This is a genomic window from Sphingomonas phyllosphaerae (assembly GCF_036946485.1).
GTDB classification, from domain to species: Bacteria; Pseudomonadota; Alphaproteobacteria; order Sphingomonadales; family Sphingomonadaceae; genus Sphingomonas; species Sphingomonas phyllosphaerae_E.
In genome coordinates, this window is record NZ_JAQIJA010000005.1 from 1,023,941 (window position 1) to 1,039,287 (window position 15,347).

Annotated in this window: 13 protein-coding genes and 1 tRNA gene; 4 read left to right on the forward strand and 10 right to left on the reverse strand. The window is 68.4% G+C overall.

What is annotated here, in order from left to right; genetic code table 11:
• Positions 1 to 129 precede the first annotated feature (129 nt).
• The 5 genes from PGN16_RS13530 to PGN16_RS13550 all read right to left on the reverse strand — a co-directional run bounded on the left by PGN16_RS13530 (position 130) and on the right by PGN16_RS13550 (position 6,079).
• Positions 130 to 657, reverse strand: a complete 528-nt coding sequence (locus PGN16_RS13530) for a serine O-acetyltransferase (protein WP_335309902.1) — start codon at positions 655 to 657, stop codon at positions 130 to 132.
• Positions 654 to 1,859: a glycosyltransferase family 4 protein gene (locus tag PGN16_RS13535; protein ID WP_335309903.1), complete on the reverse strand. Its 1,206-nt coding sequence runs from the start codon at positions 1,857 to 1,859 to the stop codon at positions 654 to 656. The genes PGN16_RS13530 and PGN16_RS13535 overlap by 4 nt, the downstream gene beginning before the upstream one ends.
• On the reverse strand, positions 1,856 to 2,938 hold the full coding sequence (locus tag PGN16_RS13540) for a glycosyltransferase family 4 protein (RefSeq protein WP_335309904.1): 1,083 nt from the start codon (positions 2,936 to 2,938) through the stop codon (positions 1,856 to 1,858). The genes PGN16_RS13535 and PGN16_RS13540 overlap by 4 nt, the downstream gene beginning before the upstream one ends.
• Positions 2,938 to 4,083 (reverse strand): glycosyltransferase, encoded by a 1,146-nt coding sequence (locus PGN16_RS13545; protein ID WP_335309905.1) that lies wholly within the window; start codon positions 4,081 to 4,083, stop codon positions 2,938 to 2,940. The genes PGN16_RS13540 and PGN16_RS13545 overlap by 1 nt, the downstream gene beginning before the upstream one ends.
• Positions 4,084 to 4,279: 196 nt before the next feature.
• A complete protein-coding gene (locus PGN16_RS13550; protein ID WP_335309906.1) occupies positions 4,280 to 6,079 on the reverse strand; it encodes a hypothetical protein in 1,800 nt (599 codons plus the stop codon).
• A 524-nt stretch (positions 6,080 to 6,603) separates the two neighbouring features.
• Here PGN16_RS13550 and PGN16_RS13555 point away from each other — a divergent pair.
• The 3 genes from PGN16_RS13555 (at position 6,604) to PGN16_RS13565 (ending at position 10,952) form a co-directional block, all read left to right on the forward strand.
• Positions 6,604 to 9,207, forward strand: coding sequence for a glycosyl hydrolase (locus tag PGN16_RS13555; protein WP_335309907.1), 2,604 nt, complete (start codon positions 6,604 to 6,606; stop codon positions 9,205 to 9,207).
• Between the two features lie 178 nt (positions 9,208 to 9,385).
• Positions 9,386 to 10,102 carry a PEPxxWA-CTERM sorting domain-containing protein gene (locus PGN16_RS13560; RefSeq protein ID WP_335309908.1) on the forward strand — a complete coding sequence of 239 codons (717 nt, stop codon included), beginning with the start codon at positions 9,386 to 9,388 and terminating at the stop codon, positions 10,100 to 10,102.
• A 28-nt stretch (positions 10,103 to 10,130) separates the two neighbouring features.
• Positions 10,131 to 10,952 (forward strand): NAD(P)-dependent oxidoreductase, encoded by an 822-nt coding sequence (locus PGN16_RS13565; RefSeq protein WP_335309909.1) that lies wholly within the window; start codon positions 10,131 to 10,133, stop codon positions 10,950 to 10,952.
• Here PGN16_RS13565 and PGN16_RS13570 read toward each other — a convergent pair.
• The 4 genes from PGN16_RS13570 to cpdR form a co-directional block, all read right to left on the reverse strand.
• On the reverse strand, positions 10,862 to 11,803 hold the full coding sequence (locus PGN16_RS13570; protein ID WP_335309910.1) for a DMT family transporter: 942 nt from the start codon (positions 11,801 to 11,803) through the stop codon (positions 10,862 to 10,864). The genes PGN16_RS13565 and PGN16_RS13570 overlap by 91 nt on opposite strands.
• Positions 11,800 to 12,804 (reverse strand): threonine aldolase family protein, encoded by a 1,005-nt coding sequence (locus PGN16_RS13575; protein WP_335309911.1) that lies wholly within the window; start codon positions 12,802 to 12,804, stop codon positions 11,800 to 11,802. The genes PGN16_RS13570 and PGN16_RS13575 overlap by 4 nt, the downstream gene beginning before the upstream one ends.
• A gap of 197 nt (positions 12,805 to 13,001) precedes the next feature.
• A tRNA-Val gene (locus PGN16_RS13580) sits at positions 13,002 to 13,076 on the reverse strand.
• 74 nt (positions 13,077 to 13,150) lie between these two features.
• A complete protein-coding gene (gene cpdR / locus PGN16_RS13585) occupies positions 13,151 to 13,528 on the reverse strand; it encodes a cell cycle two-component system response regulator CpdR (protein ID WP_028967597.1) in 378 nt (125 codons plus the stop codon).
• A 131-nt stretch (positions 13,529 to 13,659) separates the two neighbouring features.
• Between cpdR and PGN16_RS13590 the strand changes: the two genes are divergently transcribed.
• Complete coding sequence (locus PGN16_RS13590; protein WP_335309912.1) at positions 13,660 to 14,511, forward strand: N-formylglutamate amidohydrolase; 852 nt, start codon at positions 13,660 to 13,662, stop codon at positions 14,509 to 14,511.
• Between the two features lie 286 nt (positions 14,512 to 14,797).
• On the opposite strand, the gene PGN16_RS13595 is transcribed toward PGN16_RS13590, so the two are convergent.
• Positions 14,798 to 15,346, reverse strand: a complete 549-nt coding sequence (locus PGN16_RS13595; protein ID WP_335309913.1) for a cytochrome b — start codon at positions 15,344 to 15,346, stop codon at positions 14,798 to 14,800.
• Position 15,347: the final 1 nt, after the last annotated feature.

Below are 15,347 nucleotides of genomic sequence, written 5' to 3' on the forward strand. Positions count from 1 at the left end.
TGTCCGGTCTGCTGCTGCCCTTACGCACGGGCGCGCACGACCTTTCCCGCGATCCGTGACGATGGTGGTAGCGGACGGAGATTGATCGGGAAAATGCGAAAAGTCGGACGGTATGATCGAGAGCGTCGATCAGGGGGCGGCGTGGAGCTTGCCCGGCCGGATCGCGCCCGAGGCGGGCAGCGCGACGCCATGTGGCGGCACGTCGTGGCGGACGAGCGCGCCGGCGGCGATCGTCGCGTCATGGCCGACGGTGATCTCGCCGGTGACGATCGCGCCGGCGTAGATGATCGTCCCGTCCTGGATGATCGGATAGACCGCCTCGTTCGCGGCGCGGCGGCCGAAGGTGACGTTCTGGTAGACGGTGACGTCGGCGCCGATCACCGTATCCGCGCCGATCACGATCCCGACCGGGTGCGGCAGCCGCAGGCCGGGGCCGATCTTCGCACTCGGATCGATATAGCAGCCGTAGCCGAAGGCGATCCGTCGCCACACCAGCTTTTCGACCAGCCGCCAGAACGGGCCGCCCTTCAGATAGGCGAAGCGCATGATGCGGTAGAGCGTGACGACTGCGAAACCGGGGTTGAGGAACCAGCCGATCAGCGCGCCCTTGACGCCGTGGCGCGAGGCGTTGGCGTAAAGGTCGCGCCGCCAGCTCATCGCGCCGCCACCGCTGCAATGGCATCGGTATAGGCGGCGCGGTTCTCGGCGACGATCCGGTCCTCCGCGAACCAGCCGAGCGCCTGCGGGTCGCTGAGCCCGCCCGCCCGCCACGCCGCGGCATCGCCGAGCGCGGTGTCCATCGCGGCGGCGAGCGCCTCGACATCGGTCGGCTCGTAGGTGATGGCGTGGCGGGCGAGATCGGCGATCTCGGGGATGCCGCCCGCCTCGGCGCAGATCGCCGACAGGCCGTAGGACAGCGCCTCGATCAAGGTGCGCGGCAACGGCTCGGGCCAGACCGAGGCGATCAGCACGGTGTCGATCGCGCGGTAGAAATCGCCGGCCTGCGAGAAGCCGAGCCATTCGATGCGCGGATCGGGGTAGCGCGCCTTCAGCTCGGCGACGTATTCGGGCACGCCGACCCCGGCGATGCGCAGCCGCCAGTCGGCGCGGGTGACGCGGGTGGTCGCCTCCAGCACCACGTCGATACCCTTTTCGGCTTCGATGCGGCCGATGAAGCCGAACACGAACGGCGCGTCGGGCGCTTTGGCGTCGCGCGGCTGTTCGTCGAGCGGGACGATGTTGAAGATGCGCCGCGCGGGCACGCCGGGGAAGTAGCCCTCCGCATGGTGGCGACGGATGACATAGTCGCTGTTCGAAACGAGCTGGTCGACGTTGGCCGACTCGGTCTTGCCCGGCGCGGTCAGCACGCGGCATTCGAGGCAGCGCGTGGTGCAGTTCGCGCCGTTCTTGAACAGCGCCGAACGCGTGCACATCACGCCGTAATCGCGCAGCGTCTGGACGAGCGGCAGCTTGCGCTTCTTGATCTCGCGCCAGATCGCCGGGCTGAATCCGGTGATGACGTTGCAATGGACGACGTCGGGGCGGACCTCGTCGAGCAGCTTGCCCATACGGCGCGCGGCGGCACGATTCCAGCGGTTGCGCGCGTGCCATTGCAGCCGCTTCAGCTTCGGCTGCGCGGGCGCGTCGGGGTTATAGGGCCAGTAGATATTGTCGATCGGCAGGCGACGGAGCGTCACGCCGTTCTTCACCTCGGTGACCGGCGCGGCGATGTCGTCGAGCGTCGCGACCACCACCTCGTCGCCGGCGCGGACCAACGCCTCGGCGAGCAGCGACACCGACTTCTCCGCGCCGCCGATCTTGTGCGGCGGATAGAGGACGTTGACGATCAGCACCTTCATCGCGCGGCGACCTTCGCGCAGGCGTCGGCGAGGATCTGCGCCGAGCCGCGCCATGTGTAGCGCGCAACGCGCTGTTTGCCCTTCGCCAGCCGGTCGCGGCGCAGTGCGCCGTCATGGTCGTCTAGCAGCGTCTGCATCAGCCGGGCGAGCGTGGCGTCGTCATGCGGCTCAAAATAATCGGCGGCGTCGCCGCACACTTCCTGCACGGCCGGCGCGGTGCTGGCGAGCACCGGGCATTCGTTGACGAACGCCTCCAGCGGGGGGATGCCGAAGCCCTCGTAGATGCTCGGGAAGATCAGCGCGCGCGCGCCCTGCATCAGCCCGGCGACCTCGGCATCGTCGAGCCGGCCCGGGAGCAGCACGTCAGCGCCCGGTTCGGGCAGCCCGGCGGAGCCGAACACCGACCGGTCCATGCGCCCGACTGCGACCAGCTTCGCGCTGCCGGGTGCAAGCCGCGCCAGTGCGCGGAGCGCCACCGCGAGGTTCTTGTTGCGGGTGAGATTGCCGAGCGTGAGGAAATAGCCGCCCTTGGTGAGCCCCAGCCGTTCGACCACGCCGGCATCGGGCGCGATCGACAGATGCTCGGCACCATTGGGGGCGACGACGATGTCCTTCGCCGCGACCGGCAGCACGTCAGCGAGTTCGCGGCGCGAGAATTCGGAAACAGTCGCCACCACCGCGCGGCGTGCGAGCAGCCGGTCGAGCCAGCTATGCGCGAAGACGTATGGCTTGCTGAAATGCTCGGGATGGCGCTGGACCGCGGCGTCGTGGATCACCACCACCTGCCGGCGCAGCGCGACCGGGCCGGTCATCGCGAGGCACAGAGCGGTGCCGCGGCTGGCGGCGCGCGCATAGTCTACCTGATCCCAATAGTGACCGGCGCGCTTGCCGATCGTGCGCGTCTCGATGTGCCGCAGCGGCAGCGTGCGCGCGCCGGGCGGGGTGAGCAGGACATAAGGGCCGGGCAGCGCGCCGTCGCCGGCCAGCGCGTCGAGCGCGGTGACGATCTCCTGCGCATAGCGCTGCACGCCGCTGACCGGCTGGGTCAGGAAGCGGCCGTTGATGAAGACGCTCTGCATCAGCGCGCGCCGACCAGGTGACGGTAGAGCTGTTCGGTTTCGTCGATCATGCGCATTCCGTTCACCTCGTTGCTGCGCCGCGCGGCGGCGGCGGCCATCGCGGCGCGCGCGTCCGCATCGGTGCCGATCAGGGTCGCGGTCTCGACCAGCCGGTCGACCACCGTTTCGTCGTTCGGGACGATCACGCCGCAGCCGGTGTCGCCGATCACGTCCTGCGCGCCCGCCACGTCGGTGGTGACGATCGGGACATGCGCGGCGAGGCTTTCGAGCAGGACGTAGGACAGCCCTTCGTACCGGCTGGTCATCATCACCGCGTCGAAGGCGGGCAGATAATCCTGCGCCTTTGCCGAGCGTTTCCAGATGAAGCGATCCGCCATGCCGGTGGCGGCGAGATCGCGTTCGACCGCTTCGGCACATTCGCCGTCGCCCAGGAGCACGGCGCGCAGCGTCGGCACCTGCGCCATCGCGCGGCGCATCGCCTCGATGAAGCGTTCCGGCGCTTTCTGATACGACAGGCGGCCGACGAAGCCGATCACCGGCGCATCGTCCGGAAGGCCGAGCGCGGCGCGCGCCTGTGCGCGCGTGACGTCGGGGATGTCGATGACGCCGTTGCGGATCAGGTGGCAGCGGCCATCGGCGATGTGCAGCTTGCGCGCGAACGCGAGTTCCTCGCTCGACACCGCGATCAATGCGTCGGTGCGTGTCGCGCCCAGCGCGATTTCCGCCCCGTTGAACAGGAGCCGCGCGGGCAGCGATGCGCCACCGTCGAGGCCGCGGAAGGCGTGCGGCGTGTAGACCCGCTTCGCCCCGCCGACATCGGCGAGGCGGACGAGGGCGCCGGCCTTGGAGCTATGGCCATGGACGATGTCGAACGGGCCAGCGCGGCGCACCGCCACGCCGAGCGCGCGCGCCGAGGCGAAATCGTGGAGGCCGAGCGAGCGATGCATCTCCAGCGGCTCGGCCGTGATCGGCAAGGCGGCGATTTCGGCGAGGTGCCGCGCCTCGGCCCGCACCGCCGAATAGATCAGATGGACATGATGGCCGCGCGCCTGGAACGCGCCGGCGAGATCGAGCACATGACGGCCGGCACCGCCGCCGCCGGCCTCGATCACGAGGCAGATGCGCAAGGGCGCGCCCGTCGTCATCAAATCGCCTTCGCCACCGCGCAGTGCCCGGCGCTTGCTCGCGACGACATTCCACGCTTGGGCACAACCCGTTGCACCAGCTCAAACTCCCTGCCGTATCATGAACACGGCCGCTCGTTCCGGCGGCAGCCTCGCACGCGGCGTCTTCTAGCCGCGTGGTTCCGTCGCGCGCAAGCGTAACGATCCGGATCGGCGGTCAGCGCGACGTGTCGGCGTTCACCCGCGTGGTGGAGCCGGGGTCGATCCACACGCCCGAGCCGCCCGCGACATAGGCACTCTTGGCGGGCAATCGGGCGAGGCTGGTGGACAGATTGGCGCGGTCGGCGAGCATCCGCATCGTGCCGGGCTGGCGTCCGAACCGCGCGCAGCTATTGTCCTTCAGCACGACATCGGCGGCGTTCGACACCGCGATACAGCCCTGGTCGACGCCGTCGATCTGGTTGTCGCGGATCAGCAGCCCGGCGTTGAGCGGGCCGGGGGCGAGCGGGGCCTGGCCGCCGGGGCCGTTGCTGGCCAGCTCGCCAAACACCGTGATCGCCGCCCAGACGCGGCCGGGCCGCGTATCCTGCCCGGTATCGGCGATGCGGTTGCCGGCGACGACGACATTGTACGCGCCGGTGCCTTCTTTCCACGCCGCGCTGGTGAGCAGGCGGATCGCATTGTAGCGCAGCCCGGAGAATTGATTGTCCTGAATCAGTCCGTTGGGAGTCTGCGCCAGCACGCCGTGGCACACGCAATCGGCCATACGGTTGCCGACGATCGCATAGCGTTGCGACAACAGGTCCATGTTGCGTGCATAACGGACCGCCCCGGCGCCGACCGGTGCCGTGAAGGTGACCTGCATCCGCCCGGCGGGGTCGCGCGGGGCACGGGACGCGACCTCGGCGGTGCCCAGCAGTTGCAGCCCGGCGTCGAACAGCGCCAGTCGCGCGCCAGGATAGACGCGCGCCGACACGCCCGACAGCGTCGCGGTGCGCCCGCCCGCGTCCAGGGTGGCGTCGATGATCGGGCTGGCGATGTTGATCGCATCATCGCCGGAGCCGATGAAGTCGCTGTCCTCGACGAGGATGTCGCCGCCGGCGGCGGTGACGTGGAAGGCGTCGTAAGCGATCGCGCTGTCGCCGTCGCCGCCCAGCTTCGCGCCGACGATCGCGAGCCCGCGGCCCATCAGATCGGCGACGATCCCGCCGCCCGCCGAATCGCGGATCGTCACATGATCGAGCGTGATGTCGTGCGAGACCGGCTTGTCGCCGGGATCGGCGATGCGGATCGCACCGCCCTTGTACCAGCTTAGATTCACCCGCACCGGCGCGTCGGGCGCGAAATCGCCCAGTCCGCCGCCGACCGTCCCGTTCGCGCCGAGCGGCCGCCCCTGCCGGCCCAGCAGCGTGCGCGTCCCGGCGGTGCCGGGGCCCGCCACCTGATAGATCGGCGCACCGGCGTCGGGCGCGGGGCCGGTGAACGCGAGCCGCCCGCCGGACACCCGCGCCTTCACCACCGGCGGCCGCGCATAGCCGAGCGAAAGGCCGCGCAGCTTCAGCCGCGCCGCGCGGGAGATCAGGATGCCGTCACCCCACTGGCCGAACACCAGCTGCGCGCCCGGCCCGTCGATCAGCACGTCGCTGAGCCCGTCGAGCGCCAACCCCGGCGGACCGCCGGCGATCGACCAGGTGCCGGGGGCCAGCCGCAGCGTGCCGCCGCCCGCGGCGCGCAGCCGCGCGAGCGCTGCGGCGATCGCCGGGCCGTTGTCGCCGGCCGCGGGATCGAGTGCGATCACCGGGCGCCCCTCCACGTTCGGCGCGAGCACCGCGACGGTCACGGGACGCCCGTCCGCCCCGTTCCAGCTACGGCGCAGGCCATCGCCGCTGGCGGGTGACTGTCGCGCGGCGGTCGCCAGCGCCGACCAGTCGGCGGTCGCACTTTGCGACGGCACCGGTGCGCAGCAGGTGGCGATCAGCACGCCAAGCGCGGCGGGGAAGCGAAGTGCGTTGCTCACGCGCCGAGCGATCGCTGAGCAAGTGTTGCAGGGCGCGAACGGGATGTGAGCAAGCGGATCAAGGGACCCTCCACGACAAATCAAATAGCTGCCGCAACGACGACAGCAATGGCGACCGCGCAGTCAATAGCAGATCGGACGGCACCTGCGCCATCGTTCAGTTACTTGATGATTTACCTGAAACCGAAGTGAAATTGGGGTGAACGAGAATTTGCGACGAGTGCGGGCAGCATCGGGATAACTGGAGCGGCCGGGGATGGTCGCGGCACGACGGGCAACAGGGCGCGCAGCCGGTCTGCGTGGAAAAGGAACCGCCGACGCCGGCTGTAAAGAAGATTTCCCGGTCGGTCAGCGAGATAAGGGCGGTTGCCGGCGTGATGGCGCTTTTCTCGAGGCAAAACGAAGCTGGAGCGCGCTAAAGCGTCGGTAATGTAGTTAACCTGCCATAAACCCTGTTTATAAAGGCGATCGTTGGGGCGTGCTTGGTATCGGGGGATATCAGGCATGGGTGGGAAGTATTCGGCATGTTGAGCTCGGTGTACAACGCATACAGCGTTGACGATTACTTGAAGGATCAGGCGTGGGCCGGGGGAAAGCTGGATGCGATCCAGTTGCACGGCGGGACCGCCGGGTGGAAGGACTGGCTGTCGTCGGTGCAATGGCAGGCCGATATGTTCGCCAATCAGGACGTGTCGATCATGTGGTCGATCCCGCTGATCCCGTACGGCGCCAATCTGGGCGACGCGGGCGCGGGCAAGTATGACGCCAGCTTCCTGGCGATGGCCAAGCAACTGGTGGCCGCCTCGTCGGGGGACGACAAGATCTATGTCCGGCTGGGCTGGGAGTTCAACGGCAAGAACTGGAATTCTTCGTCGGCGGTCGGCGATGCCGACAATTATGTCGCGGCGTTCCGCAAGTTCGTGGATGCGGCGCGGACCGTGTCGGACAAGTTCGTGTTCGAATGGTGCCCGGCGCTGGACACGTGGGACATGAATCCCGCCGACGCCTATCCCGGCGACAAATATGTCGATGTCATCGGCGTCGACATGTATTACAACACGGCCTGGCACGACAAGGATCCGGTCAAGGCGTTCGACTGGTTCGTGAAGCAGCCCTACGGCCTGCAGTGGCAGCAGGACTTCGCGGCCGCGCATGGCAAGGAAACCGCGATCGGTGAGTGGGGCATCAACACCGATTCCCCCGAGTTCGTGAAGCTGGCCATGCAGTGGATGGCCGACCACGACATGGTGTATCAGAACTATTGGGATTCCAATGCTGCGTTCCAGGGCGAACTGAGCCAGGGCCAGTACAAGCAGGCCGCCGCCGCTTATCTGTCGATGCTCGATCAGGTCGCCAAGCCCGCCGATGTGGTGACGCGCGTCTCGGCGACCGACAATTACCTGCGCGCCGGCGAAGTCGCGCTGACGCTGACCGGCGATGCGATCAAGGGTTCGGGTAACGCCGATCACAACGTCATCACCGGCAACGCCAAGGACAATGACCTGTTCGGCGGTGCGGGCAACGACAAGATGTATGGCGGCGCGGGCAACGACCGCCTCGACGGCGGGCTGGGTGCCGATACGCTGGTCGGCGGGACCGGCAACGACACGTATGTCGTCGACAATCTCGGCGACAAGGTCGTCGAGCGCGCCGGCGAGGGCACCGACACCGTCTATGCCCGGATCGACTATACGCTCGGCGACAATGTCGAGAACCTGTATCTGATCAGCGGCGCGACCAAGGGCACCGGCAACGCGCTGGACAATGCGCTGTACGGCACCGCCGCGGGCGACGTGCTGAGCGGGCTGGACGGCAACGATACGCTCAGCGGCTACGCCGGTGACGACGCGCTGTTCGGCGGCAACGGCGACGACAAGCTGTTCGGCAACGAGGGCAACGACTATCTCGACGGTGGTGCCGGCGCGGACACGATGGACGGCGGCACCGGCAACGACACCTATGTCGTCGACGATGCCCGCGACGTGGTGCGCGAGACGATCGCGGGCACCAGCGGCGGCGTCGACACCGTCTATAGCTCGATCGACTATACGCTGACCGCGAACGTCGAGCATCTGTACCTGACCGGCAACGCGCGGGTGGGGACCGGCAATGCGCTGAACAACGGGCTGAACGGCACCGCCGGCAACGACATCCTGCACGGCATGGGCGGCGACGACTACATCTGGGGCAATGGCGGCGACGACCAGCTTTTCGGCGACCAAGGCAACGACTGGCTGTACGGCGGCGCGGGCAACGACCGGCTCGACGGCGGCAGCGGCGTGGACCGGATGGACGGCGGTGCGGGCAACGACACCTATGTCGTCGACAATGCCGGCGACGTGGTGATCGAGGGTGTCGACGGCGGCTATGACACCGTCAACACGCTGGTGAACTATACGCTGAGCGCGAATGTCGAGGCGCTGTACCTGCTCAACAATGCGCGGATCGGCACCGGCAACGCGATCGACAATGCGCTGTACGGCACCAATTTCGCCGACACGCTGTCCGGGCTGGGCGGGAACGACGTGCTGAAGGGCTATGGCGGCGACGATACGCTGCTGGGCGGGGCCGGCGACGACACGCTCTATGGCCATGAAGGCGACGACTATCTCGACGGCGGCACCGGCGCCGACACGATGGAAGGCGGCTTCGGCAACGACACCTATATCGTCGACAACATCGGCGACCGCGTGATCGAATATAACAGCAACGGGCAGGGGGGCGTGGACACCGTCCTGTCGTCGATCGACTATACGCTGGGCGCAAACGTCGAGAACCTGACGCTGACGGGTACGGCGCTGAATGCGACCGGCAATGCGCTGGACAATATCATCCGCGGCAATGCCAAGGACAATGTCATCACCGGCGGCGCGGGCAACGACACGCTGTACGGCGGTGGCGGTGCGGACCATTTCGTGTTCGCCAAGGGTTCGGGCAAGGACGTGATCGCCGACTTCGGCACGGGCGACCATATCGACCTCGGCGCCTATAACTTCTCGGGTGCGCCCACCGTCACCGACGTGCAGGGCGGGGCGCTGATCGATCTGGGCGGCGGCGACACGATCCTGGTGTCCGGCGTCACCGCCAACCATCTGGTGTTCGCCGACGGCAGCTTCGGCTTCATCTAAGCGGACGGACCATCCGGGCGGGCGGCAATAACCGTCGTCCGCACGGGTGGTTCCCATCGTGAAACACATCGCCGAAAAGCGTCCCGATGTCGGGCAACGTTAACAATAAGCGTTTCTTGTCTATGATATAGCGCCTCTCCATTCTGTTCGCGCAGGTAGCGTAACAGGGATGTAGTGTATGAAGAGGGTCTGGGTGGGCGCCGTCGCGGCGTTGACGATGGCGGCACCGGCCGCGGCGGCACCGACGACGGTGACGGTCACCGGCACGGTGATGAGCGGTATCGATGCCGGCGGTCAGTTCGGCATGGCGGGAGCCAGCCTGGCGGGGCAGCCTTTCAGCGCGATCTTCACGATCGATCAGGCGACCGGCAGCACCGTGATCGAGACGGCCACGTCTTCCTATCTGGCGGGCATGGGTGCGGCCTCGCCGATCAGCGCCGTGCTGACGATCGGTTCGGGCAGCTACCGGTTCGCGGGAACGCACAACGGCCTGGTGCGGACCACCGATGCCGCCGGCAATGGCGGAACGGACTCGACGCAATTCTTCGTCGACGACACCGACCTTTCGCAGAAGCCGAACGACAACACGTTGCTGAGCCTCGGCTTCGATACGTTGCGCAACGTGCTCGCCAGCGCTGAGGTCGGGGCGGTCACGGTCGCCGATCTGTCGCTGGCCGACAACGCCAAGGGCGTGCTGAAGATCGCCAATCGCGACGGCACCAGCGGCGCGTTCGGCACGCCGACCGTGGCCGATCTGTCGATCAATACGATCCGCGCGAGCGTGATGTCGCCGGTGCCGGAGCCGGCGACCTGGGCGATGATGGTAGCGGGCTTCGCGATGGCAGGCGTCGCGCTGCGCCGCCGCCGCGTGGACGCGCGGGTGCGCTTCGCCTAAGTCCGTTCGGGCTTAGGAAAGGTCGTCGGTGCGGTTGTTCGTCTTCGGGCTGGGTTATGCGGCGCGCGCGGTCGTGGAAGCGGCGGGCGCGCCGTTCCTCGCCACGACACGCGACGGGCGCGAGGGCACGATCCGCTTCGACGACGAAGGCGCGGTATTGGCGGGGCTGGCGGCGAGCACGCATGTGCTGTCGTCGGTACCGCCCGACGACGATGGCGATCCGGTATTGGATCGTTACCGCGCGGCGCTCGCCGGGCGATGGCTCGGCTATCTTTCCTCGACCGGCGTCTATGGCGACACCGGTGGCGCATGGGTGGACGAGACGGCCGCCGCCGATCGGGGGCGTCGACTGCGGCGGAACGTCGCCGATGCGGCATGGTGCGCGCTGGACGCGCGGGTGTTCCGGTTGCCGGGCATCTATGGCCCCGGCCGGTCGCCGCTGGAGCGCGTCGCGCGCGGCGAGGCGCATCGCACCGGAATCGCGGGGCAGGTGTTCAGCCGCGTGCATGTCGCGGATCTGGCAGACGGCGTCGTGGCGGGCTTCGACGCGCCCGCGGGCATCTATAATCTGTCGGACGATGAACCCGCCGCGCAGGACGCGGTCGTCAGCTATGCCGCGCAGTTGCTGGGTGTCGCGCCGCCGCCGATCGTGCCGCTGGCGGCACTGTCGCCCGCGGCGCGCGGCTTTCACGCCGAAAACCGGCGGGTGGCGAACGGCAAGGCCCGGCGCGTGCTCGGCTGGCAGCCGCGCTATCCCGATTATCGCGCCGGCCTGCGCGCGCTGAGCGCCACGACCAGCCCGACCGCCGCGAGCCCGGCGCCGGCCGCGGCAAGCGTCGTCCAGCGGTAACCCTCGAACACCGTCGACAGCAGCATCGCGATCACCGGCACGATCACGCCGTTATAGGCCGCCTTCGCCGGCCCAATCGTGCGGATGATGCGGAAATAGAGCGTGAAGGCGAGCGCCGAGGCGACGATGCCGAGGTACAGCACCCCCGCGACGTAACCCGGGCGTCCGTCGAAGACCGGCGCGCCGGTGGTGAACCACGCCCAGCCTGCGTCGATCGCCGCGCCGATCAGCATCGCGGTGGCGAGCGTCGGGATCATCGGATAGCGCGTCGCGGCCTTGGTCGCCTGCATCACGTTGGCGGTGGAGGCGGACAGGATCGCGCAGAGCGTGAACGCGATACCGATCAGCGACTCGGTCGGCCCGCCGGGATCGCTGCGTGCCTCCTTGATGAACAGCAGCGCCACCCCGCTCATCGCGATCGCCGACCCGATCAGCAATTGTCGTCCGAGCCGCTGCCCGAGGAAGATGCGCGCGAACAAGGCATTGGGGACGAGCAACAAGGCGAAGATCACCGCCACCAGCCCGGAGGTGATATGCTCCTCTGCGCGGTAGACGAAGTTGAAGTTGAGCACGAACTGGAACACGCCCAGCAAGCCGGCGAAGCGCCAGAAGCCCGGTTGCGCGAACAAGGCGCGGGTGCCGGGCGCGCGCTGCCACGCCGCCACCGCCGCCAGCGTGAGGCCGGCGACGAGGAAGCGATAGCTGACCGACCAGCTGGCGGGCACCGCGACCGCGCCGCCGTGGAGCTGATCGCGGATCACGATCCAGGTCGAGCCCCAGATCAGGACGACCAGCGCGAACGGCACCAGCACTGCGGCGCGCGTGCTGTTGGGGGGATCGGCGGGGCTCATCCGAGCGCGGCGATCGCGTCGGCGAGCGGACGGATGTCGTCGGCGCGCTGGTTCCAGCTCACCACCAGCCGCGCTTCGCCCGCCCCCCAGTCGTAGAAATCGAACCCGGCGGCGCGCAGGCGGGCGGCCTCTTCGGCGGTGACGCGCAGGAACACCTCGTTCGCCTCGACCGGGTGGAGCAGCCGCTCGCCCGCCGCCTGCGCGAGCAAGGCCGCCCCGGCGTTGGCGCCGCGCGCGCAATCGAGCCACACGTCGTCGTCGAGCATCGCGAGCAACTGCGCGGCGAGATAGCGCCCCTTTGACAGCAAATGCCCGGCACGCTTGCGGCGATAGAGCGTCGCGTCAGCGAGGTCGTGGTCGAAGAACACCAATGCCTCGGCGTTCATCCCGCCGTTCTTGACGAAGCCGAAGCTGAGCGCATCGGCCCCGCCGCGCCACGTCAGGTCGGCGGGCGACGCGCCGGTCGCCACAACGGCATTGGCGAAGCGCGCGCCGTCGATGTGGAAGCCGAGCTTGCGCTCCTTGGCCAGCGCCCCGAGCGCCGCGACCTCCGCGGGCGTGTAGACGCGGCCATATTCGGTGGCGTTGGTGATCGATAGCGCGTGCGGGCGCTGTTGGTGGACGTCGTAGCGCTGCCGATCGAGCACCGCCGCGGCGGTCGCGGGGGTCAGCTTCGCGCCCTCGCCCTCGGCGAGCAACAGCTTGGCGCCATGCGTGTAGAATTCCGGCGCGCCGCATTCGTCGTTCTGGATATGCGCCTCGCGGTGGCAGACCACCGAGCCGTGCGGCGGGCACAAGGCGGCGAGCGCGAGGCAATTGGCGGCGGTGCCGCTCGGCACCCACAGCACGCGCACCGCGGTTTCGAACAAGGTCGAGAAACGCTCATCGAGCGCCTTCGACCAGCGATCGCCGTCATAGGCGGTGTCGAGCGTGTCGGCCGCGGCGATCGCGCGCAGCACGGCGGGGTGGACGGGGGCGGCGTTGTCGGAAAAGAAGCGCATGGTCCGTGCCTTCGGACAGCGACGCGGGTGGGTCAATATCCCGTTCGGCGCCCGCGGCCAGGTCCGGGAGTTGCGGGCCGGCAAGCGGACGACCGGCTGATGTCGATCATCCATTTTGCGTTCGCGGCGCGAATATGGCGGAGCGTTGCCAGACGGCAAAAACCCCACCGATCCGGGAAGGATGGTGGGGTTTTAGATGGTGGGCGTGGCAAGGATTGAACTTGCGACCCCTGCGATGTCAACACAGTGCTCTACCACTGAGCTACACGCCCTCCGTAGGGGTGCGCCTCTAACGACTGGGTCGGAGGGGCGCAAGCGGCTTTTTACGCTTTTGTTGCCGCGGCGGTCAGATCAGCTCGTTCGCGGTGCCGGTATCGAACAGCCGGTCGACCTCCAGCACCAGATCGCGCAGGTGGAACGGCTTCGACAGGACGCGTGCCTGCGGCATTGCATTGCCGGCCTTCAGCGTGACCGCCGCGAAGCCGGTGATGAACATCACGCGCATCCCCGGCGCCAGTTCCTGCGCCTTTTGCGCCAGCTCGATCCCGTCCATCTCGGGCATGACGATATCGGTGAGCAGCAGATCGAACCGCTCGCTTTCCAGCAGCGGCAGCGCGGCGGTGCCGCGATCGACCGATGTGACGTGATAGCCCGAACGCTCGAGCGCGCGCCCGAGATATTCGCGCATCACCGCATCGTCTTCGGCCAGCAGAATCCGTATCATCGCAACCACAACTCCCAATCGCGAGATAATATGCCCGAGGGACGTTGATTTTTCCACCAGCGGAGATGGTGAACGACTGCACCACGACGACACGTTGCGGTGGCGCGACGGCTTCCATAGGGTAGGCGGGAATGACGCGCTCCTTCCGCATGTTCGGCGAAATGCTGCCCGAGAGCCCGGTGGTGCTGTCGGTGCCGCATGCCGGGCGCGACTATCCCGCGACACTGCGGATGGCATTGCGCGCGCCACTCGCCAGTCTGGCGGCGCTGGAGGACCGGCATGTCGATGCGATCGCGCTGGCGGCGCGCGCGCACGAGACGCTGTTGCTCCAGACGCTGCCGCGGGCATGGATCGACCTGAACCGCGCCGAGCATGAGCGCGATCCGTTGCTCGACGAAGGCGCGTGCCGCGGTGCCGGGGCATCTGCCAAGGTGCGCGCCGGCATCGGCCTGGTGCCGCGGCGGACCGCGGCGGCGGGGGAGCTGTGGCGATGCCGGCTGAGCGCTGCCGAAGTGGAAGCGCGAATCGCCGCCGATCATCGGCCGTACCACGAGACGCTGGCGCAGGTGCTGGCGGCGGCGCGCGCGCGGTTCGGGTGCGCGGTGCTGCTCGACGTCCATTCGATGCCGCCGATCGCGGGCGGGCGCGCGCGGTTGGTGATCGGCGACCGGTTCGGGCGCGCGGCGGCCGCACGGTTCGTCGCGCGGGTCGAGGAGGCGCTGGGCCGCGAGGGGTTGCACCACCTGCTCAACACGCCGTACGCGGGCGGACATATCCTGGAGCGCCATGCCGCGCCGCAGATCGGCATCCATGCGATCCAGCTCGAGATCGATCGCGCGCTCTATCTCGACCGGCGGCTCGACCAGCCGGGTGCGGGCGCGGCGGCAACGGTGCGGATGCTGCGCGCGGTGATCGACGCCTTGACCGAGCAGGCGCTGAGCGAGGGCGCGGAAGCGCCGCCGATCGCGGACGCCGCCGAATAAGCGCGGCACACAAAAAACCACCGGATGCACGCACCCGGTGGCCAAGGTTCAGGGAGGAGACACGCCGAAGCGTGTCATACGGGCCCGCGAAAGGGGGGACACGAGCGCCGTACATGCTTAACTTAGGCAGTCCGCTTTTGGTTGCAAGGGGCGGGCTGTAAAAGGTTGGCGCGGTGCGATGAATTGACGCGCGGTGCGGCGCTGGACTCGGCGGCGGCCGCATCGAGGCGGCGGTGTCGGCGAAATCGGCAGACATGGCCCCTGCCTGCGCAGGGACGACGGTGACTTAGCGGGCGCCGCGAGGGAGCATTCGCAGCAGCACCGAATCGCGCAGGATCAGGTGATGGCGCAACGCGGCGGCGACGTGGAGCACGACCAGCGCGAGCATCAGCCAGCCGAGGATCTCATGCACCTCGTGACCCGCGCTCGCCCCGGTGGCGTCGACGGGGAGATAGGGCAGATCGGCGATGCCGAACCAGCTGAGCGGACGACGGCCTTCGGGGCCGGAGACCATCGCCCAGCCCGACAGCGGCATCAGCAGCAGGAGCGCATAGAGCGTCCAGTGCGTCGCATGGGCGACCCCGCGCTCCCAGGCGGGTGTGAAGGCGGGCAGCGGCGGCGGGCGGTGCAGCAGCCGCCAGGCGACCCGCAGCACGGTGAGCGCGAGCACGGTGATGCCGATCGCCTTGTGCCCCGGCATCCATGCGCGAAGCGCCGGGATCGGTTCATGGCCGATCCCGACGATCAGGTTGACGATCACGAGCACGGCGATCGTCCAGTGGAAGGCGATGGCGACCGCGGAATACCGCTCGTTCACGGGCAGTCGGGTGGCCATC